General features: G+C 70.5%; 19 protein-coding genes and 1 pseudogene. 10 read left to right on the forward strand and 10 right to left on the reverse strand.

Annotation, left to right across the window (positions count from 1 at the left end; translation table 11 throughout):
- Window positions 1–25 precede the first annotated feature (25 nt).
- The 4 genes from ACJ9NR_RS17600 to serC all read left to right on the forward strand — a co-directional run bounded on the left by ACJ9NR_RS17600 (window position 26) and on the right by serC (window position 4296).
- On the forward strand, window positions 26–610 hold the full coding sequence (locus ACJ9NR_RS17600) for a GTP-binding protein (protein ID WP_412488519.1): 585 nt from the start codon (window positions 26–28) through the stop codon (window positions 608–610).
- Window positions 586–1836: a cytochrome P450 gene (locus ACJ9NR_RS17605; protein ID WP_412488860.1), complete on the forward strand. Its 1251-nt coding sequence runs from the start codon at window positions 586–588 to the stop codon at window positions 1834–1836. Before ACJ9NR_RS17600 ends, ACJ9NR_RS17605 begins: the two co-directional genes overlap by 25 nt.
- Window positions 1833–3089 (forward strand): cytochrome P450 family protein, encoded by a 1257-nt coding sequence (locus ACJ9NR_RS17610; RefSeq protein ID WP_412488520.1) that lies wholly within the window; start codon window positions 1833–1835, stop codon window positions 3087–3089. The genes ACJ9NR_RS17605 and ACJ9NR_RS17610 overlap by 4 nt, the downstream gene beginning before the upstream one ends.
- A gap of 88 nt (window positions 3090–3177) precedes the next feature.
- Window positions 3178–4296, forward strand: coding sequence for a phosphoserine transaminase (gene serC / locus ACJ9NR_RS17615; protein WP_412488521.1), 1119 nt, complete (start codon window positions 3178–3180; stop codon window positions 4294–4296).
- 62 nt (window positions 4297–4358) lie between these two features.
- Here serC and ACJ9NR_RS17620 read toward each other — a convergent pair whose 3' ends face one another.
- Together ACJ9NR_RS17620 and ACJ9NR_RS17625 are read right to left on the reverse strand one after the other, a co-directional pair.
- On the reverse strand, window positions 4359–5876 hold the full coding sequence (locus tag ACJ9NR_RS17620) for a cellulase family glycosylhydrolase (protein WP_412488522.1): 1518 nt from the start codon (window positions 5874–5876) through the stop codon (window positions 4359–4361).
- A gap of 113 nt (window positions 5877–5989) precedes the next feature.
- Window positions 5990–6964: a WD40 repeat domain-containing protein gene (locus tag ACJ9NR_RS17625; RefSeq protein ID WP_412488523.1), complete on the reverse strand. Its 975-nt coding sequence runs from the start codon at window positions 6962–6964 to the stop codon at window positions 5990–5992.
- Between the two features lie 125 nt (window positions 6965–7089).
- Here ACJ9NR_RS17625 and ACJ9NR_RS17630 point away from each other — a divergent pair, with 125 nt between their 5' ends.
- On the forward strand, window positions 7090–7764 hold the full coding sequence (locus tag ACJ9NR_RS17630) for an SGNH/GDSL hydrolase family protein (RefSeq protein ID WP_412488524.1): 675 nt from the start codon (window positions 7090–7092) through the stop codon (window positions 7762–7764).
- On the opposite strand, the gene ACJ9NR_RS17635 is transcribed toward ACJ9NR_RS17630, so the two are convergent.
- Window positions 7752–8513 (reverse strand): aminoglycoside adenylyltransferase family protein, encoded by a 762-nt coding sequence (locus ACJ9NR_RS17635; protein WP_412488525.1) that lies wholly within the window; start codon window positions 8511–8513, stop codon window positions 7752–7754. The genes ACJ9NR_RS17630 and ACJ9NR_RS17635 overlap by 13 nt on opposite strands.
- A gap of 90 nt (window positions 8514–8603) precedes the next feature.
- Between ACJ9NR_RS17635 and ACJ9NR_RS17640 the strand changes: the two genes are divergently transcribed.
- Together ACJ9NR_RS17640 and ACJ9NR_RS17645 are read left to right on the forward strand one after the other, a co-directional pair.
- Window positions 8604–9191: a Uma2 family endonuclease gene (locus ACJ9NR_RS17640; protein ID WP_412488526.1), complete on the forward strand. Its 588-nt coding sequence runs from the start codon at window positions 8604–8606 to the stop codon at window positions 9189–9191.
- 44 nt (window positions 9192–9235) lie between these two features.
- Window positions 9236–9388 (forward strand): annotated as a pseudogene (locus ACJ9NR_RS17645) (aldo/keto reductase); the annotation flags it as partial.
- Window positions 9389–9533: 145 nt separating this feature from the next.
- Here the strand turns inward: ACJ9NR_RS17645 and ACJ9NR_RS17650 are convergent.
- The 3 genes from ACJ9NR_RS17650 to ACJ9NR_RS17660 all read right to left on the reverse strand — a co-directional run bounded on the left by ACJ9NR_RS17650 (window position 9534) and on the right by ACJ9NR_RS17660 (window position 12962).
- Window positions 9534–10523 (reverse strand): aldo/keto reductase, encoded by a 990-nt coding sequence (locus tag ACJ9NR_RS17650; RefSeq protein ID WP_412488527.1) that lies wholly within the window; start codon window positions 10521–10523, stop codon window positions 9534–9536.
- A 138-nt stretch (window positions 10524–10661) separates the two neighbouring features.
- Complete coding sequence (locus ACJ9NR_RS41715; protein WP_434056972.1) at window positions 10662–11060, reverse strand: recombinase family protein; 399 nt, start codon at window positions 11058–11060, stop codon at window positions 10662–10664.
- 252 nt (window positions 11061–11312) lie between these two features.
- Window positions 11313–12962, reverse strand: a complete 1650-nt coding sequence (locus ACJ9NR_RS17660; RefSeq protein WP_412488528.1) for a recombinase family protein — start codon at window positions 12960–12962, stop codon at window positions 11313–11315.
- A gap of 84 nt (window positions 12963–13046) precedes the next feature.
- Here ACJ9NR_RS17660 and ACJ9NR_RS17665 point away from each other — a divergent pair, with 84 nt between their 5' ends.
- Window positions 13047–13901 carry an aldo/keto reductase gene (locus ACJ9NR_RS17665; RefSeq protein WP_412488529.1) on the forward strand — a complete coding sequence of 285 codons (855 nt, stop codon included), beginning with the start codon at window positions 13047–13049 and terminating at the stop codon, window positions 13899–13901.
- Between the two features lie 177 nt (window positions 13902–14078).
- Here ACJ9NR_RS17665 and thpR read toward each other — a convergent pair whose 3' ends face one another.
- Window positions 14079–14675, reverse strand: coding sequence for an RNA 2',3'-cyclic phosphodiesterase (gene thpR / locus ACJ9NR_RS17670; protein WP_412488530.1), 597 nt, complete (start codon window positions 14673–14675; stop codon window positions 14079–14081).
- Window positions 14676–14719: 44 nt separating this feature from the next.
- Here thpR and ACJ9NR_RS17675 point away from each other — a divergent pair, with 44 nt between their 5' ends.
- On the forward strand, window positions 14720–15238 hold the full coding sequence (locus ACJ9NR_RS17675) for a GNAT family N-acetyltransferase (protein ID WP_412488531.1): 519 nt from the start codon (window positions 14720–14722) through the stop codon (window positions 15236–15238).
- A 13-nt stretch (window positions 15239–15251) separates the two neighbouring features.
- On the opposite strand, the gene ACJ9NR_RS17680 is transcribed toward ACJ9NR_RS17675, so the two are convergent.
- Entirely contained in the window at window positions 15252–16640 is a 1389-nt protein-coding gene (locus ACJ9NR_RS17680) for an MFS transporter (RefSeq protein WP_412488532.1), read from the reverse strand.
- A 74-nt stretch (window positions 16641–16714) separates the two neighbouring features.
- Window positions 16715–17152: a MarR family winged helix-turn-helix transcriptional regulator gene (locus ACJ9NR_RS17685; RefSeq protein ID WP_412488533.1), complete on the reverse strand. Its 438-nt coding sequence runs from the start codon at window positions 17150–17152 to the stop codon at window positions 16715–16717.
- A 176-nt stretch (window positions 17153–17328) separates the two neighbouring features.
- On the opposite strand from ACJ9NR_RS17685, the gene ACJ9NR_RS17690 reads away from it, so the two are divergent.
- Window positions 17329–17517: a ribbon-helix-helix protein, CopG family gene (locus ACJ9NR_RS17690; protein WP_412488861.1), complete on the forward strand. Its 189-nt coding sequence runs from the start codon at window positions 17329–17331 to the stop codon at window positions 17515–17517.
- Between the two features lie 15 nt (window positions 17518–17532).
- Here the strand turns inward: ACJ9NR_RS17690 and ACJ9NR_RS17695 are convergent, their stop codons facing one another.
- Complete coding sequence (locus ACJ9NR_RS17695) at window positions 17533–18984, reverse strand: NCS2 family permease (protein ID WP_412488534.1); 1452 nt, start codon at window positions 18982–18984, stop codon at window positions 17533–17535.
- Window positions 18985–19070: the final 86 nt, after the last annotated feature.

Genomic DNA, 19070 nt, shown 5'->3' on the forward strand with positions numbered 1-19070 from the left:
GCCCGACCCCCGAGTGCCCCTCGGGATGTCGGCCGACAACGGCCTGAAGATCGTGGTCGTCGGCGGCTTCGGCGTCGGCAAGACGACCCTCATCCGCTCGGTCAGCGAGATACGCCCCCTCAACACGGAGGAGACGATGACCCGCGCGGGCGAGCACGTCGACGACATCAGCGAGGTGCGCGGCAAGAAGGCCACCACCGTCGCCTTCGACTTCGGCCGCATCACGCTCGACGCCCGCAACGTGCTGTACCTGTTCGGCGCGCCGGGCCAGGAGCGCTTCTGGTTCCTGTGGGACCGCCTCTTCACCGGCACGCTCGGCGCGGTCGTCCTGGTCGACACCCGCCGTATCGACGACTCCTGGTACGCCATCGACCGGCTGGAGCACCACGGCACGCCGTTCGTCGTGGCCCGCAACGACTTCGGCGGCCCGGCGCACCCGCCGTGGCAGATCCGCGAGGCGCTCGACCTCGACCCGCACGTGCCGCTGATCGACTGCGACGCCCGTTCCCGCGCCTCCGGCAAGCAGGTCCTGATCACGCTGGTGGAACACGTCCGCAGCCGGCACTCCCCGGCCCGAACCCACCGATCTTCACAGGAGTTGGCACGGTGAACGCCCCCACCGCCCCCGTACCGCTCGGCGGACCCAGGTTCCAGACCGAACCCGCGCGGCTGTACCGGGAGATGCGGCGCGAGCACGGTGCCGTCACCCCCGTCGTGCTCGACGGGGACGTACCGGCCTGGCTGGTGCTCGGCTACCGCGAGCTGCATCAGGTCACCGGCGACCCCGTGCTGTTCAGCCGCGACTCGGGCCTGTGGAACCAGTGGCACCGCATCCCCGACGACTGGCCCCTGCTGCCGATGATCGGCCGCGGGCAGCCGTCGATCCTCTACACGGTCGGGGAACGCCACCGCGAGCGCGCCGCGATGATCAGCGGCGCGCTGGACGCGGTCAGCCCCTTCGAACTGCGCGGCTACGCCGAGCGGTTCGCCGACGAGCTGATCGACGCGTTCTGCGCCCGCGGCGAGGCGGACGTCGTCGCCGACTACGCCATGCTGCTGCCCGTGCGCGTCCTGGCCCGCCTCTACGGCTTCCCGGACGAGGAGGGCCCGGGCCTGGTCACCGCGTTGAACGACATGATCGACGGGCGGGAGCGGGCGATCGCCGGGCAGACCCGTCTGGCCACGTCCATGGCGCGGTTGCTGGCGGAGCGGCGGGCCGAGCCCGCCGACGACGTGGTGTCGCGGATGCTCGCCGCCCCCGGCGGCTTCAGCGACGAGGAGATCGCGCAGGACCTGATGGTGATGATGGCGGCGGGCCACCAGCCGACCGCCGACTGGATCGGCAACTCCCTGCGGCTGATGCTCACCGACGACCGGTTCGCCGCCTCCCTGTTCGGCGGCCGCAACAGCGTCGCCGACGCCATGAACGAGGTCCTGTGGGAGGACACGCCCACCCAGAACGTGGCCGGCCGCTGGGCCGCCCGCGACACCCAGCTCGGCGGCCGCCGCATCCGCGCCGGCGACCTGCTGCTGCTCGGCCTGCAGGGCGCCAACTCCGACCCCCAGGTGCGCACCGACGGCTCCGCGCTCACCGGCGGCAACAGCGCCCACTTCTCCTTCGGACACGGCGAGCACCGCTGTCCCTTCCCCGCGCAGGAGGTCGCCGAGGTCATCGCGCGCACCGCCATCGAGGTCGTACTGGACCGCCTGCCCGACATCGACCTGGCCGTACCGGCCGGGTCCCTGACGCGTCGCCCCTCGCCCTGGCTGCGAGGGCTGACCGAACTGCCCGTGCGGTTCGCCCCGACCCCGGCCCTGGGAGGCACCCCCGTATGACGACGACCGGCAGCGAAGAGACCCGTACGGAAGGCACCCGTACGGAAGAGACCCGCATCGTGCTCGACCCCTTCGTCGGTGACCTGGACGGCGAGAGCGCGCGGCTGCGCGCCGCGGGCCCGCTGGCCGCCGTGGAGCTTCCCGGCGGCGTCCCGGTCTGGGCCGTCACCCGGCACGCCGAGGCCAGGCAGCTCCTCACCGACCCGCGCCTGGTCAAGGACATCGGCGTCTGGGCCGCCTGGCGCCGCGGCGAGATACCGCCCGACTGGCCGCTGATCGGACTCGCCAACCCCGGCCGCTCCATGCTCACCGTGGACGGCGCCGACCACCGCCGCTTGCGGACGCTGGTCGCGCAGGCGCTCACCCCGCGCCGGGTGGAGCGGATGCGGGGCCGGATCACCGAGCTGACCGAGGGCCTGCTCGACCGGCTCACCGGCGACGTCGTGGACCTGAAGGCGGCCTTCGCCTATCCCCTGCCGATGTACGTCGTCGCCGACCTGATGGGCATCGACGAGGCGCGGCTGCCCCGTCTGAAGGAACTGTTCGAGAAGTTCTTCTCCACCCAGACGCCGCCCGCGGAGGTCGTCGCCACCCTCACCGAACTCGCGGGCGTCATGGCCGACACGGTCGCCGCCAAGCGCGCCGAGCCCGGCGACGACCTCACCTCCGCGCTGATCCTGGCCTCGGAGAACGGCGACCACCTCACCGACCAGGAGATCGTCTCCACCCTCCAGCTGATGGTCGCGGCGGGTCACGAGACGACGATCTCGCTCATCGTCAACGCGGTGCTCAACCTGTCACTCCATCCGGACCAGCGAACGCTCGTGCTGTCCGGCGAGGCGGACTGGTCCTCGGTGGTCGAGGAGACCCTGCGCCACTCCACCCCCACCTCGCACGTCCTGATCCGCTTCGCCACCGAGGACGTGCCGGTCGGCGACAGGGTGCTGCCCGCGGGCGACGCCCTGATCGTGTCGTACGCCGCGATCGGCCGCGACGAGCGGGCCCACGGCCCGACGGCCGGCGACTTCGACATCACCCGGACCTCGGACAACCGCCACATCAGCTTCGGTCACGGCCCGCACGTCTGCCCCGGTGCGGCCCTGTCCCGGCTGGAGGCGGCGGTGGCCCTCCCGGCCCTGTACGCGCGCTTCCCGCACCTCGATCTCGCGGTCCCGGCGAGCGAACTGCGCAACAAGCCGGTGGTGACGCAGAACGACCTGTTCGAGCTGCCGGTACGGCTGACGGCGCCGTAGCTCCCGGCACGTCCACGGGCCGGATGAGGTGTCTCACCGAACGGACAACGTTTCCGTCCGGTTTCACCGAGGGGATACGCTCCGGCCCGTGGCTGAGATCCGGATTCCCGCTGACATCAAGCCCGCCGACGGACGTTTCGGCGCGGGCCCCTCCAAGGTGCGGACGGAAGCGCTGGACGCGCTGGCCGCCACCGGTACGTCCCTGATGGGCACCTCCCACCGCCAGGCCCCGGTGAAGAACCTGGTCGGCAAGGTGCGCGAGGGCATCTCCGAGCTGTTCTCCCTCCCCGAGGGCTACGAGGTCGTGCTCGGCAACGGCGGCTCGACGGCCTTCTGGGACATCGCGACCCACGGCCTGATCGAGAACAAGTCGCAGCACCTCAGCTTCGGCGAGTTCAGCTCGAAGTTCGCCAAGGCGTCGAAGCTGGCGCCGTGGCTGGCCGAGCCCACCGTCATCGCGGCCGACCCGGGCACGCACCCCGAGCCGCGGGCCGAGGCGGGCGTCGACGTCTACGCCTTCACCCACAACGAGACCTCGACCGGTGTCGCCATGCCGATCAAGCGGGTGGCGGGCGCCGACGAGGGCGCCCTCGTCCTGGTCGACGCCACCTCGGGCGCCGGCGGCCTGCCGGTGGACGTCTCGGAGACGGACGTCTACTACTTCGCCCCGCAGAAGTCCTTCGCCTCCGACGGCGGCCTGTGGATCGGCGTCTTCTCCCCGGCGGCGATCGAGCGCGCCGAGCGGGTGCACGCCTCCGGCCGCCACGTCCCGGAGTTCTTCTCGCTCCCGACGGCGATCGACAACTCCCGCAAGAACCAGACGTACAACACCCCGGCCCTCGCCACCCTCTTCCTGCTCAACCAGCAGCTGGAGTGGCTCAACGGCCAGGGCGGCCTCGACTGGGCGGTGCGCCGCACGGCCGCCTCCTCGCGCACGCTGTACGGCTGGGCCGAGGACGTGAAGTTCGCGACGCCGTTCGTCACCGACCCGGCCAAGCGCTCCCAGGTCATCGGCACCATCGACTTCAGCGACGAGGTCGACGCGGCCGCCGTCGCCAAGGTCCTGCGCGCCAACGGCGTCGTCGACACCGAGCCCTACCGCAAGCTCGGCCGCAACCAGCTCCGCGTCGCGATGTTCCCGGCGGTCGACCCGGCGGACGTCGAGGCCCTGACGAAGTGCGTCGACCACGTGATCGAGAAGCTGTAGCCGCCGCTTCGAGGACCACGACGACGAAGGGCGCCCGGTGACACCCACCCGGCGCCCTTCTCTCATGCCGCCGTGCAGCTCACGCTCGGTGCCGTGCCGCCGCCCGGCGCGCCGCTGAACCCGAAGCTCACCGAACCCCCCACCGCCACGGTCCCGTTGTGGGCGGCGTTCGTGGCCGTCACCGTCGCACCGGTCTGGGTGTAGGAGGCGTTCCACATCGAGCCGACCTTCTGGGAACCGTCGAAGGTCCAGGTGACCTTCCAGGACGACAGGGGGGCCGTGCCGGTGTCGGTCACCTTCACCTCGGCGTTGAAGCCGCTGCCCCAGTCGCTGCTGACGGTGTAGGCGGCGCTGCAGGCGGCCGTGCTCCCGCCGCCGTCCCCGCCGCTTCCCCCGCCCGTGCCCGTGCCCGGGAACAGCGGTGCCTTGACGCTCGCGAGATAGCCGTCCTTCACGGTGTCCACGGTCTGCCAGTCGTCCTTCAGGATGCCGCCGGTGTCACCGGAGTTGGGGTTCCAGGACCAGAAGGTCCACTGGAAGGAGTCGGCGCCGTACGTCGCCGTCGGCCGCAGGTAGTCCACCAGCGCGGCCAGCCACTTCTGGTCCACCGTGGACGCCAGCGTCGTACCGAACTCGCCCACCCAGACGGGCGCGATGTCCTGCTTGAAGATGTAGCCCCAGTACCTGTCCCAGACGCCCGGCATGTTGGCGGGGAAGGACGGGTCGCCGAACCAGGGCTGCTGGGCCACGCTGGTCGCGTAGTCGTGGGCCGAGTACACCACCCGGTTCGCGACGTCCAGCCGCACCGGGTACCGGCCCACGCCCATCAGGTTGCCGCCCCACCACCCGGACACGCCGTCGTACGTCTGCACGCCCTCGACGAAGACCAGCAGGTCGGGGTTGACGGACAGCACCGCGTCGCCGCCGCGCTCGGCGGCCAGGCGCCAGTCGGTGGCCGCGTCGCCGCAGCCCCAGCAGGCGGGGTCGTGGGGCTCGTTGTGCAGGTCGATGCCGATGACCGTGTCCTGGCCCCGGTAGCGCGCCGCCAGCGCCTTCAGGTCGGCGATCCATGTCGACTCGGGGACGGCCGTGGTGTACCAGAGCGCGGACTGCCCGCCGGAGTCCGGCCGGTGCCGGTCGAGGATGACCTTGAGGCCGTCCTGGCCGGCGTAGGCGACGATCCGGTCCATGACCTGAAGGGAGTCGAGGCCCTGCAGGTCGGCGTTCTTGCCGCCGCTGAAGTCGATGCTCTCGGGGACGGTGCCGGGCTTGAAGATGTCGTCGCTGTAGGGCAGCCGGATGGTGTTGTAGCCCAGCGACCTCATCTGGTCGATCATGGACTTGTAGTCGCGGGACCACAGGCCGTGGACGACGTGGTTGCCGGTCTCGAAGCCGAACCAGTTGATCCCGGCGATCCGGACCGGCTGGCCGGCCGCGTCGAGGATCTGCCGGCCGCTGGTGTGCCAGTAGCCGGCCCCGGGTGCCTCGGCCGCGTCGGCCGTGCTGACACCGGCCCCGGCCAGCGGCAGCACGAGCGCCACCGCAACGGCGCACAGCGCTCTTCGCAGGCTGCGGAACATGTCGCTGCTTCCTCTCGGGAGGCGCGGGCCCGGAACGAGTGGGAGCGCTCCCACAACCCGGCGCCCTCCATGGAAGCCGCAACTACATGAACACGTCAAGCATGCCGGAGCGGTCAGTTGCGCCGCAGCAGGCGGCGCAGGCCGAGGACGGCGGCCGCCGCGGCGGCGACGGCCAGCGCGCCGACCTTGAGGCCGCTGCTGCCGCCCGACGAACCGGAGGAACCCTGACTCCCGCTCGCCGAAGGGGACTTGGCGTCGCCCTTCGCGCCCGGCGCGTCCTTCACCTGGACCGGGCTGTCGGCGCCCTCGCTGCCGTACAGCAGCCGGGTGCCGTCGATCGAGTAGGTGACGGACTCGCCCTGCCCCTGCAGCGGCACGTCCAGCCGGCCCTTCCGCTTGATCCTGCCGCCGTTCCAGTCGTAGTAGATCCCGCCGAAGTAACCGCGCACGGCGAGCTGCCGGCCGTCGGGGGAGATGGCCGCGTCGGTGGCCCACAGGTCGACGGCGGCGACGGGCCTGAAGATGTTCGCGCCCGAGGTGGAGAGCCTGGCCGGTCCCTCGTAGAGGTGCCCGCCGTTCTCGTTCTTGTCGATGATGTACGGGCGCCCGGTCCTCGGGTCGACGACCAGCGACTCGGCGTTGCGCGGACCGTCCGAGTACTTCACGACGTACTGCGTGGCCCGGATCGTCCGGTCGGCCAGCTTCTTCGGCTCGGGCAGCCGGTAGATCCACACGTACGGCCACTTGCCGCCGAGGTTGTCGCCGATGTCGCCGACGTAGATCTGGTTGCCGGGGCCGATGGAGATGGCCTCGACGTCCCGGGGCCGGCCGACACCGCTCAGCGTGACACGGGCGACCGTCTTCCCGGTCGAGCCGTCCACCGCGTAGATGTACGGGCCGTCGCCGCTGTCGTTGTGCGTCCAGTAGATCCCGGGGTGCAGACGGGAGGCGGCGAGTCCGCTGGACTCGGTGATGCGCGGGTCCTTGATGGTGAACCCCCGCACGCCGTCGCCGCCGTCGGCCGCGGCGGGCAGGGCGAGGGCGCACACGAGCAGGACTCCGGCGAGCAGAGCGAACGGTCGGCGCATGCGCCAAGCCTGCCATCCCCGCGTACGGTTGACGGCCCGCACCGGGTTCCCGGCGCGCTCGGCCGTGGCAGGTGTCACACGCCGCCCGTCCGATTGATCCCCCGCGCGTCGTCCATCATGAGCGGATGCTCAGGTTCATGCCGGTCGGCGACTCGATGACGATCGGGAGCGCGGGGGAACACACCTGGCGGTACCGGATGTGGCGGCACCTGCGTGACACGTACGGCCGCCCGTTCACCTTCGTCGGCCCGCGCGAGACGCTCCACGACAAGGCGACGGACGCGCCGACGTCCTACGAGTACGCCGATCCCGCCTTCCCCCGCGCCCATCTGGCCGGCTGGGGCGAGGGATGGCAGCACATGGTCCCGCTGATCGGCGAGACGGTGCGCTCCTGCCGCGCGGACGTGCTCCTGGTCTCGCTGGGCCTCATCGACCTCGGCTTCTACACCGACGCGGACCAGACCGCGCGGAACGTACGGCGCTTCGTCGCCGAGGCCCGGGCCGCCCAGCCGCGCGTCCGCATGGTCGTCCTGCCGGTGACCCCGAACGTCCGCGCCGCCACCGACGCGCCCTTCGCGGCGCAGGTCGCCCGCTTCAACGAACTCCTCGCCAAGGCGGTCGCCGACCTCGACGAGCCGCGCTCCCCGCTGCTGCTCGCCTCACCGCCCGCGTCCTACGACATCCATCTGGACACCTACGACGGCACCCATCCGAACGCGAGCGGCGAGCACCGGATCGCGGGGGCCTTCGCCGACGCGATGCACCAGGCGTGGGGGCTCGGGGAGCCCTACGGGGCCTGATCGGCGCGGGCCCGTCCGATGGCGTCGACCAGGAAGTCGGCGCAGGGACGGACACCGGCCCGCAGGTCGTCCCAGCGCTCCGGCCGCTGACCGAGACAGACGGCACGCGCGCGGGCGAGCACGGCCCGGTGCTCCTCCGGCAGCCGGTCGAGCGCCCAGTCGGCCGCGGCGTCCTTGGACCGGATGCCGCCCGTGGCGAGCGTGGTCCAGACGCGGGCGAGGGTGAGCAGCACGTTGCGGGTGTCCGAGCCGAGGTCCGCCATGAGGTCCGGGACCCCCTCGACGACGGCGCGCCGGAGGTCGGCGGGCGGGACGGGGTCGAGGAGTTCGGCGGGCGGGGGACCGTACAGGCTCGTGTTCCCCATCAGCGCCACGGTGAGCAGCGGGGCGAGATCGGGCATCGGGCCGGGTCCGGGGACGACACCGCGCTCGTAGTCGCCCCGCAGCCACTCCCCGTACAGGAACTCGCAGTCGGGCGGGTACCGCCAGGGCCGCACCTCGTCCTGCACCACGACGACGAGCTCGACGGGGCGGTCGCCGCCACCGGACACCTTCATCAAGGCGCCCGTCAGCGCCCGGCGTTCGTCCACCGTCGTGGGCCGCCGCACGACGGCCAGCAGGTCGAGGTCGCTGTAGGGCCCCAGGGCGCCGAGGACGGCGGAGCCGTGCAGGTGGACGGCGAGGACGTTGCCGTCGCCGAGAGCGGAGCGGACGAGGGGGACGAGGCGGTCGGCGTGGTGCTCGGGCATGTGTGCTCCTGCGCGTCTCCTGGTCACCGTGCGTATCGTTGTACCGCGCGACTGCCCTCGCACGTGGGGCGGCCGGGGAGGAGCGCCACGATGACCGTCGTACACGACAGGATCGCCATGGCCGATGCCAACACCAAGCGCCTGGACGAGTGGTTCGAGCGCCTTGAGCGGATGCCCGTCCCCGAAGGATTCAGGGTCGAGATCGTCGGGGGCAACGTCCATATGACGCCGCAGCGGGACACTCACTGGGAGATCATCCGCCGGATCGTGCGGACCCTGGAGGACAGGTTCGGGTTGGGGGTCAAAGTGTTCTCGGACGTCCGCATCGACTTCCCCGGGCACGAGAACGGCTTCTGCCCGGACGTCGCCAAGCTCAGCGACTCGGCGAAGAAGGACCAGGGAGGCCACTGGCGCCATCAGGACGTCGAATTCGTCGCCGAGGTCATCTCCTCGGGCACGGCCCACAACGACTACGGGCCGAAGAGGCTCGCCTACGCGGAGGCCGAGGTCCCCGTCTACCTGATCGCCGACCCCTACCAGGGGCGTTGCTTCGTCCACACGGACCCCCAGGACGGCGACTACGAACAGCGGATCCAGGTGGACTTCGGCAGCGACATCGACCTGACCGGCACCGTCGTCGACCTCGTGCTGCGTACCGACGACTTCCCCCGTGACTGACCGCCCTTGCTTAGAGCGCACTCCACGCCGTTGGCTAGGTGGTCATGAAGTACACGCAGCTCGGACGCACGGGACTCAAGGTCAGCCGACTGGTCCTCGGCACGATGAACTTCGGACCGCAGACGGACGAGGCCGACAGCCACGCGATCATGAACGCGGCGCTGGCGGCCGGCATCAACTTCTTCGACACCGCCAACCGGCAATTTTGACGCCAGGTTCCGCAGCAGCGCATCGCTGACGCTCACCGCTCCTGCGGACCCCGAGTGGAAACGACGAAGCCGCCGCCTCCCACTCGCCTCGAACGCAAGCAGAAGGCGACGACTCCGACACAGACCCGCTACCTCACCATGCGAAGGCTTCGGGAGACGGTCCGGGACCGGGGAAGATCTCGTCCAGAGACGTCAGCAGTTCCTCGCTCAGCTCCAGCTGTAGGGCGCGCAGCGCCGAGTCCAGCTGCTCCTGCGTGCGAGGGCCGACGATCGGGCCGGTGACGCCGGGGCGGGTCAGCAGCCAGGCCAGTGCCGCCTCACCGGGCTCGAGGCCGTGCTTGTCGAGGAGGTTCTCGTACGCCTGGATCTGCTCGCGTGTCTTGGTGTCCTTGAGCGCGTCGGCAGCGCGGCCGCCCGCCCGGCGCCCCTGTGTGGCCTCCTTCTTGAGGACGCCGCCGAGCAGCCCGCCGTGCAGCGGCGACCAGGGGATGACCCCCAGGCCGTAGTCCTGCGCGGCCGGGATGACCTCCATCTCCGCGCGGCGCTCAGCGAGGTTGTAGAGGCACTGCTCGCTGACCAGGCCCATGCGGCCGTGCCGGGCGGCGGTCTCGTTGGCCTGGGCGATCTTGTAGCCGGGGAAGTTGGACGACCCCGCGTAGAGGATCTTGCCCTGCTGGACCAGGACGTCGATCGCCTGCCAGATCTCCTCGAACGGCGTCGCCCGGTCGATGTGATGGAACTGGTAGACGTCGATGTAGTCGGTCTGCAGCCGCTTGAGGCTGGCGTCGACGGCACGGCGGATGTTCACCGCGGAGAGCTTGTCGTGGTTGGGCCAGACGTCCCCGTCGCCCGCCATGTTCCCGTACACCTTGGTGGCGAGGACCGTCCTGTCGCGCCGCCCGCCACCCTGGGCGAACCAAGTACCGATGATCTCCTCCGTGCGGCCCTTGTTCTCACCCCACCCATAGACGTTGGCCGTATCCAGAAAGTTCAGACCCGCGTCGAGAGCGGCGTCCATGATGCCATGGCTGGTTGATTCGTCTGTCTGCGGACCGAAGTTCATCGTGCCGAGAACGAGTCGGCTGACCTTGAGTCCGGTGCGTCCGAGCCGGGTGTACTTCATGGGCACCAGCCAACTGCTTCGAGTCCGCTCCAGGCAAGGGCATCAGGTTCCGCCATCAGGAGTCGTCTCCGAGGTGCCGGTACAGCGTGGCCCGGGAGACGCCCAGAGCCTTGACGATGGCACTGACGCTCTCTCTCCCTACGCCTTCCTCGCGCGGGCCACGGTCAGCACGTCCTCGTTCACGACGGACGGCCGTCCGCCGGTACGCCCCTGCGCCTTGGCTGCGTCGAGTCCGGCGCGGGTGCGCTCCATGATGAGGCTGCGCTCGAACTCCGCCATGGGCGATACAAGGTCGAGCCTCTTGGCGCGTGCGATCGCGTTGTTCGTGCTCTGGTCGGACAGGGGTTTGCCGTCCTTGCCGAGGAGGGTGGCCAGCTTCCCAGGGGCGAAGGCTGCGTGCCCGTGACGGTCGGCCCATCCGATGGCGGCGAAGTGGACACGGTAGGCCAGCGGGTGTACAGGGTCCTGCGCCTTGCGCTGGTATTCGCGCTGGGAGACTCCGCCCCACGGGCGGTCATGACCGAAGCTGATGGCCACTGGTTCGCGGCTCCTTCCTGTGAGGCGCACGAGGGTGCGCCGGCGACCCCGCCGGACAGCGGGACATGTGTCTCCCTTCTTCGCGGGGGTGCCGTGCGGGAGGCACGGCGCTTCACAGGTTGGGCGCCCAGGGCATCGGGCCTGGACTCGGTCTCTTGCGGTCGGGAGCGACGGCGGCGACCTGCCGGGCATCCTACAAACGCGCAGGAGGGCCCCAACCACAGGGCCCTTCTCGTCGCATGCAGTTGTCGGTCAGCCTTCGCTGTGGACCGCCGCCATGTTGCGCAGACGCTGCTTGAAGTCCATGGGGATCAGAACCTGAACCCTCCCGACTGGGTGTTGCCACATCCCGTCATGGCCATCGGGAGCCGTGAGCTGCGCGGCGGTCATCCCGGGAATCGGCTCGGCATGGATGACGGCCTTGACCCCTGCGGCGCGTAGCTCCCTGCCCTTTTCGTGCTGGGTCGACAACGTGCTCCACCGTTCCCGGTAGGTCTCTCCTGTCGGGATCTCCTCCCAGGTATCCGGGCGCGTGGGCTGCGCGATGAGCTGTTCACGTCGCGCGTCCAACCGCTTGTACGCCTCCCGGTACTCCTGCTTACCCAGCTCACTGGAGTAGAGGCCCGCCTCGCGGTCCTCTCTCAGATCCGACAGGGCGCGGTTCACTTCCTCGATGTCGCGCGTGTAGTCCACGCCCGGCCGGAAGACCTTCCGGACGATCTCGACGTCCCCGGCAGCGAGGAGGAACGCTTTCCCCACGGCGTCCTCCAGCGTGTGCGCCGCGATGCCCTTGCTTCCGGTCGGACACGGCTTGTGCGTGGTACGGGAGGCGCAGCGGTAGTAGGGCCAGTTACGGCCAGGGGCGAGATACGCCGGCTCCCCACATGTGCAGAACGCGACCTGGAGCAAGGGCGACCCACCCTGGCGGTTGCCGTTGCGCTTGCTGGTGTTCTCGTCCAGCTTCTTGTTGGCCAGGTCCCATTCCTCGTGCGTGATCAGAGGCTCCGCGCGCTGGAGGGGCTGGCCGTCCGCGTCCCGGACGACCCGGCGTCGTGTCGTCTTCTCCCCGTCGACCATCACCTCCTCGGACACCTCCATCTGCCCCAGGATGCAGCGGGAACGTACGACCTTGGCCGTGTTCGAGGCGGTCCAGCGGCTGCCCTTCGGGGTCTTGCCGTTACGGATCATCTGGGCGTCGAGTGACGTCGGGGTCTTCGACACGTCCTCGTTGAGCCACTGCGCGATGCTGTTCGCCGACTCGCCCGCGATGAGACGGCGGACGATCTCACGGAGCGTCCCGGCCGTGTCGGTCCCGTAGTCGTCCGGGACGAGCTTCCATCCGTCGCCGGTCTCCTGTTTCTCCTCCCGGTAACCGTACGGAGTGCGGCCACCGCGCCAGCGCCCCTCCTTCACCAGGTGGTTGTACGAGGACTTGGCCCGCGCCTTGATGGCTTCGAGCTCCCCTTCCGCGAAGGACGCGATCAGGCTGAGGAGGAGCATCCCCATCTGCGTGTTGAGGTTGATCCCGTCCTCGACGGTGGCGACCTCCTTGCCGTTCTTCTCGCACCACTCCAGGAGGGCGTGCACGTGGAGCACGCGTCGCGAGAGACGGTCGATCTTCAGCGCGCAGATGATGTCGTACTCGTCGGCGCGCGACTCCTCCACCGCGATCCGGTGCTCGATCGCGCTGACCTCCTTCCCGATGGTCGAGGGAAGCCACTTGCCGAACTCCGGACGCTTCCACGGCTCTACCCCGCCGGACACGTCGATGTCCTCGACCCACCCCACGACGACGTGCCCCTCCTGATCGGCCCATCGCTGAATGGACCGACGCTGACGCTCCGGCGATGTGGTCTCGTCCGACACCCTCGACAGACGGATCACACCCAGAACTCTCGCCATGCTCGTTCTCCCTCTCCCCTGTGTCACGCATCGCGCACAAGGGGTGACGGCATGCGGTTCGGATCATGGCGTCAAAATTGATCTTTGAACACCGCGAACGTGTACGGCTGGGGCGAGAACAAGGGCCGTACCGAATCGATCATCGGCAACTGGTTCGCCAAGGGCGGTGACCGGCGCGACAAGGTCGTGCTCGCCACGAAGGTCTACGGCAACATGGGCGCCGACGGCGAGGCGTGGCCCAACCACGACAAGCTCTCCGCGGTGAACATCCGGCGCGCGGTCGACGCCAGCCTGAAGCGGCTGCAGACCGACCACATCGACGTCTACCAGTTCCACCACATCGACCGGCAGACCTCCTTCGAGGAGATCTGGCAGGCGATCGACGTGCTGGTGCAGCAGGGCAAGATCCTCTACGCCGGGTCCTCCAACTTCCCCGGCTACAAGATCGCCCAGGCCAACGAGATCGCCGCCCGGCGCGGCGGCACCATCGGCCTGGTCAGCGAGCAGTGCCTCTACAACCTGGCCGAGCGCCGCGCGGAGATGGAGGTCATCCCGGCCGCGCAGGACTACGGCCTGGGGGTCATCCCCTGGTCGCCGCTGCACGGCGGACTGCTCGGCGGCGTGCTCAAGAAGGAGGCCACCCAGGGGCGCCGGGCGAGCGGCCGGGCCGCGGACGCCCTCGCCGACACCACCGTCCGCGCCCAGATCCAGGCGTACGAGGATCTGCTCGACAAGCACGGGGTGAAGCCCGGTGAGGCCGCTCTCGCCTGGCTGCTGACCCGTCCGGGCGTGACCGGTCCCATCGTGGGCCCGCGCACCGCCGAGCAGCTCGAGTCCGCGCTGCGCGCGGCCGAGCTGGAGCTGAGCGAGGAGCTGCTCTCCGGCCTCGACGAGATCTTCCCGGGTCCTGGCCCGTCCCCCGAGGCCTTCGCCTGGTAGCGGACGGCGGACCGGCGGCGGCGTTCGGCTACCTGAGCGCCGCCGCGCACGCCACCACGACGAACAACAGCACCAGCGCACCGGCCATGATCCGGTTCCGGGTCTTCGGGTCCACGCCATCGAGCGTAACCGGCCCCCCGGACACCTCGTCGGGCGCCTGCCCCGCCGTACGGCCGCTTACCGGCGCCGCCGCCCGTCATCCCGGCCGGCCCTGCCCAGTGGCCACCGCGCGACCGCCTCGTAACGGGGCTGCTCCCCCGGTACGCCCGACTTCGGCAGGTCGCTGCGGACCAGGGCCAGCTCGGTCACCGTCCAGGTGGGGCCGGTGAAGGACTCGAGGAGGGCGAGGTACGGGCGGACGTCGACCGCGTCCCGGCTGCGGGCCAGCGTCAGGTGGGCCCGGTAGCGGCGGTGCTCTCCCATCGGTACGCCCGCCTTCCGCGCCGCCGCCTCCGCGCGGCCGGCGAGCAGGCGCAGGGCCGGCAGGTCGCCTTCCGCGCCGGCCCACAGCGCCCGCCCGTGCCCGAACTGGCCGCCGCCCCGGACGGCGAGGGCGAAGGGCTCGGTGCGGTGCGCGGCGCGCTGCAGGCGGGAGGACAGCTCCGGTACGGCCTCGTCCCGGACCCCGCCGTAGAAGGCGAGCGTGAGGTGCCAGCCGGGGCTGCCGGTCCAGCGCAGCCGCTGCGCGCCGGGCAGTCCGCGCAGCCGCTCCACTTCCGCGGCGAGCGCGTGCACGACGTCCTCGGGCGGCAGCACGGCGGCGAAGAGTCTCATGCGCACCACCCTTCCACCCCGCCGTCCGCTGCCACCATGAGGTCATGGAGATCACGATCAGAGAAGGCGGGCCCGGCGACGTCCCCGCGATACTCGGCATGCTCGACAGCTGCGTGGAGTGGCTGGTGGCGCAGGGACGCACCGAGCAGTGGGGGTCCGCGCCGCTGTCCCGGCACGAGCGGACCGTCGCGTCGGTCGTCGGGTACATGGACGCGGGCACCACCTACCTCGCCGAGGCCGACGGCGTACCGGCCGCCACCCTCACCCTGACGGACGGCCCCGGCGCCTACCTCTCCCACCTCGCGCCGCCCGGCGAGCCCGAGCGCTACATCCACTGGCTGGCCTCCGACCGCCGTTTCAAGGGCCACGGCACCGGCAGCGCCCTCCTCGCCCACGCCGCCGCGGAGACCGCACGCGCCGGGATCCGGCTGCTGCGCGTGGACTGCTACGCCGGCCAGGACGGCAGGCTCGTCCGCTACTACGAGGAGAACGGCTTCACCCGCACCGAGACCTACGTCACCGGCGGCAGCTGGCCGGGACAGGTGCTGGCCCGCAGGGTGTGAGCCCGTCCCGCCCTCAGGCCGCCCGCGCCAGCTGCTCCCGGGCCTCCCGCGGCACGAACCGCAGCCGCGGGTGGCCCCGGTTCCAGCCGACCGACAGGCGCAGGTTGCCGACGCGGGCCAGGACCAGGCCGATCGTGACCGCCGCCGCGGCGGAGACGGCGCCGCCGACGGCGAGGCCCGCGCGGACGCCGTACGCGTCCGTGATCCACCCGGCGATCGGCGCGCCGATCGGCGTGCCGCCCATGAACACCATCATGTAGAGGGACATCACCCGTCCCCGCATGGCCGGGTCGGTGCTCACCTGGACGCTGGTGTTGGCGGTGACGTTGAGCGTCATGCCGAACATGCCGATCGGGGCCATGAACAGGGCGAACAGCCACAGCGACGGCGCGGTGGCCGCCACCAGCTCCAGCCCGCCGAAGGCCAGTGCGGCCGCGGTCATCACCCGCATCCGGGCCGTGCCGCGCCGGGCCGCGAGCAGCGCGCCGGCCAGCGAGCCGACCGCCATCAGGGTGTTGAAGAGGCTGTACGCACCGGCGCCGGCGTGGAAGGCGTCGCCGGCGAAGGCCGACAGGTACACGGGGAAGTTGAATCCGAACGTGCCGACGAAACCGACCAGGGCGATGGTCCAGATCAGCTCGGGGCGCCCGGCGACGTAGCGCAGCCCCTCGCGCAGCTGTCCCTTGCCGCGCGGGCTCCGCTCGACGACGTGCAGCTCACGCGCGCGCATCGCCAGCAGCCCGCCGATGGTCGCGACGAAGGACAGGCCGTTGAAGAGGAAGGCCCAGCCGGTGCCCACCCCGGTGATCATCAGGCCCGCGACGGCGGGTCCGATCAGCCGGGCGGACTGGAAGTTGGCGGAGTTCAGGCTGACCGCGTTCTGCAGCTGGTCGAGGCCGACCATCTCGGAGACGAAGGACTGGCGGGCCGGGTTGTCGACGACCGTGGCGAGGCCCACCGCGAAGGCGGCGAGGTAGACGTGCCAGACCTGGACGTCGCCGGAGAGCGTCAGCGCGGCCAGCGCGACGGCGCTGACGCCCATCGCGGCCTGGGTGAACAGCAGCGTGCGCCGCTTGGGCAGCCGGTCGACGAGGACGCCGCCGTAGAGCCCGAAGAGCAGCATCGGCAGGAACTGCAGTGCCGTCGTGACACCGACGGCCGTGGCGGAGCCGGTGAGGCTGAGCACCAGCCAGTCCTGGGCGATCCGCTGCATCCAGGTGCCGATGTTGGAGACGACCTGGCCGACGAAGAACAGCCGGTAGTTGCGGACCTTCAGGGAGGCGAACATCGAGGACCTGCGGGCGGGTGCGGCGAGCCGGCCGGCGGGGGCGCCGGGGCCGGGCGGGGAGTCGTGGGTGGTCTTCGGTGCGGGGGCGGAGTCTGCTCCGGGTCCCGGACTCAAAAGCGTTCGCCTCCTCGTGAGGACGTGCCGTGCGTGACGGGCTGCTGACGGGCGCGCGGTGCTCCGCGCGGTTGCTACAGGTGCGCGAGCTTCTCCAGGACGGGGGCGGCCGCGCGCAGTTTCGCCCACTCGTCGTCGTCCAGGTTCTGCACCAGGCCGGCCAGGAAGGCGTTGCGCCTGGCGCGGCTCTCCTCGAGCATCGCCTCGGCCTGCTCGGTCTGGGTGACGACCTTCTGGCGCCGGTCCTCGGGGTGCGGCTCCAGCCGGACCAGTCCCTTGGCCTCGAGCAGCGCGACGATACGGGTCATCGACGGCGGCTGTACGTGCTCCTTGCGGGCGAGTTCGCCCGGGGTGGCCGTACCGCAGCGGGCCAGGGTGCCCAGCACCGACATCTCGGTGGGGCTCAGCGACTCGTCGACCCGGTGGTGCTTGAGCCGTCGGGACAGCCGCATCACGGCTGAGCGCAGGGAGTTCACGGCGGCAGCGTCGTCGCCATGGGTGAGGTCCGACATATCCTTAGAGTAACTCATTACTCTGGCTAAACAAGCTGGCGGACACGCGGATTCCCGTGACTCCGGCCACGGGAACCAGAGGGCCCCGGAGCCTTGTCCCGGTAAACCCGGAATCACCCGTACGAGTGAGTCGGTGGCTGAAAGTGAACAACTCGGCCAACCCGGGAGCGACCCTCGTGTGCATGGGGACCAGCGTGCTCAGCCTGCGGATCGACGGGGAGCTGCTCGAACGGCTCCGGGACCACGCCTCGAAAAGAGGAATGAGCGTCCAGGACTATGTGATCCGGACGCTCATCCGGGACGACTTCGACGAACGGTTCCACACCGCGGTCGAGGAGACGGAGAGGTTCTACGGGGTCACGTGAGCGCGCGGGCGCGGCTCACGTCAGGCCGAGGGCCGGCATCAGGTAGTAGAAGGCGAAGATCGCCGAGACGACGTACATCGCCACCGGGACGTCCTTCGCCCGCCCGGCCGCGAGCCGCAGCACCACGAAGGTGATGAAGCCCATGCCGATGCCGTTGGTGATCGAGTAGGTGAACGGCATCATCACCATCGTCACGAAGGCGGGGACGGCGATGGTGTGGTCGGCCCAGTCGATCTCCTTGACCGAGCCGGCCAGGATCAGGAAGCCCACCGCGAGCAGGGCCGGGGTGGCCGCCTGGGACGGCACCATGGTGGCGACCGGGGTCAGGAACAGCGCCACGGCGAACAGCGCGCCGGTGACGACGTTCGCGAAGCCGGTGCGCGCGCCCTCGCCCACGCCGGCCGTGGACTCCACGAAGCAGGTGGTGGCCGAGGAGGAGCTGGCGCCGCCGGCCGCGACCGCGATGCCGTCGACGAAGAGGACCCTGTTGATGCCGGGCATCTGGCCCTGGGCGTCGGTCAGCTTGGCCTCGTCGCTGACACCCATGATGGTGCCCATCGCGTCGAAGAAGCACGACAGCAGCACCGTGAAGACGAACAGCACGCCGGTCACCACACCGACCTGGGAGAAGCCCCCGAACAGGCTGACCTTGCCGATCAGGCCGAAGTCCGGCGTGGCGACCGGGTTGCCGGGCCACTTGGGCGTCGTCAGGCCCCAGCTCGGGATCTTCGCGACGGCGTTGACGATCACCGCGACGACCGTCATCGTGACGATCGAGATCAGGATCGCGCCGGGGACCTTGCGGACGATCAGCGCGAGGGTGAGCAGGGCGCCCAGGACGAAGACGAGCACGGGCCAGCCGTTGAGGTGTCCGCCGGTTCCGAGCTGAAGGGGCACGGTGGTCTGCGCGGCGTCCGGCATGCGGGAGACGAAGCCGGAGTCGACCAGACCGATCAGCATGATGAACAGGCCGATGCCGATCGCGATCGCCTTGCGCAGGCTGTAGGGGACGGCGCTCATCACGCGCTCGCGCAGGCCGGTGGCGACCAGCACCATCACCACGAAACCGGCCAGCACCACCATGCCCATCGCGTCCGGCCAGGACATCCGCGGCGCGAGCTGGAGCGCGACGACCGAGTTCACGCCGAGGCCGGCGGCGAGTGCGATCGGGACGTTGCCGATCACGCCCATGAGGAGCGTGGTGAACGCGGCGGTCAGCGCCGTCGCGGTCACCAGCTGCCCGTTGTCCAGCTGGTGACCGTACATGTCCTTCGCGCTGCCCAGGATGATCGGGTTGAGCACGACGATGTAGGCCATCGCGAAGAAGGTGGCGAAACCGCCGCGGATCTCGCGCGGGAGCGTGCTGCCCCGCTCGGAGATCTTGAAGTAGCGGTCGAGCGCGCCGTGGGCGGACGCCTGCCCCGACTGTCCGGGGGCGGGGACCTTGGCGGGAGCCGAGGTGGGCATTGGATGTTCCTACGAGCAGAAGTGGACAAGCGTAAACAGTTTCAGTATGAACATATAAATGCGGCCGACGCTATCTCCGCGCGTAG

The organism is Streptomyces sediminimaris, from assembly GCF_047049295.1.
Taxonomy (GTDB): domain Bacteria; phylum Actinomycetota; class Actinomycetes; order Streptomycetales; family Streptomycetaceae; genus Streptomyces; species Streptomyces sediminimaris.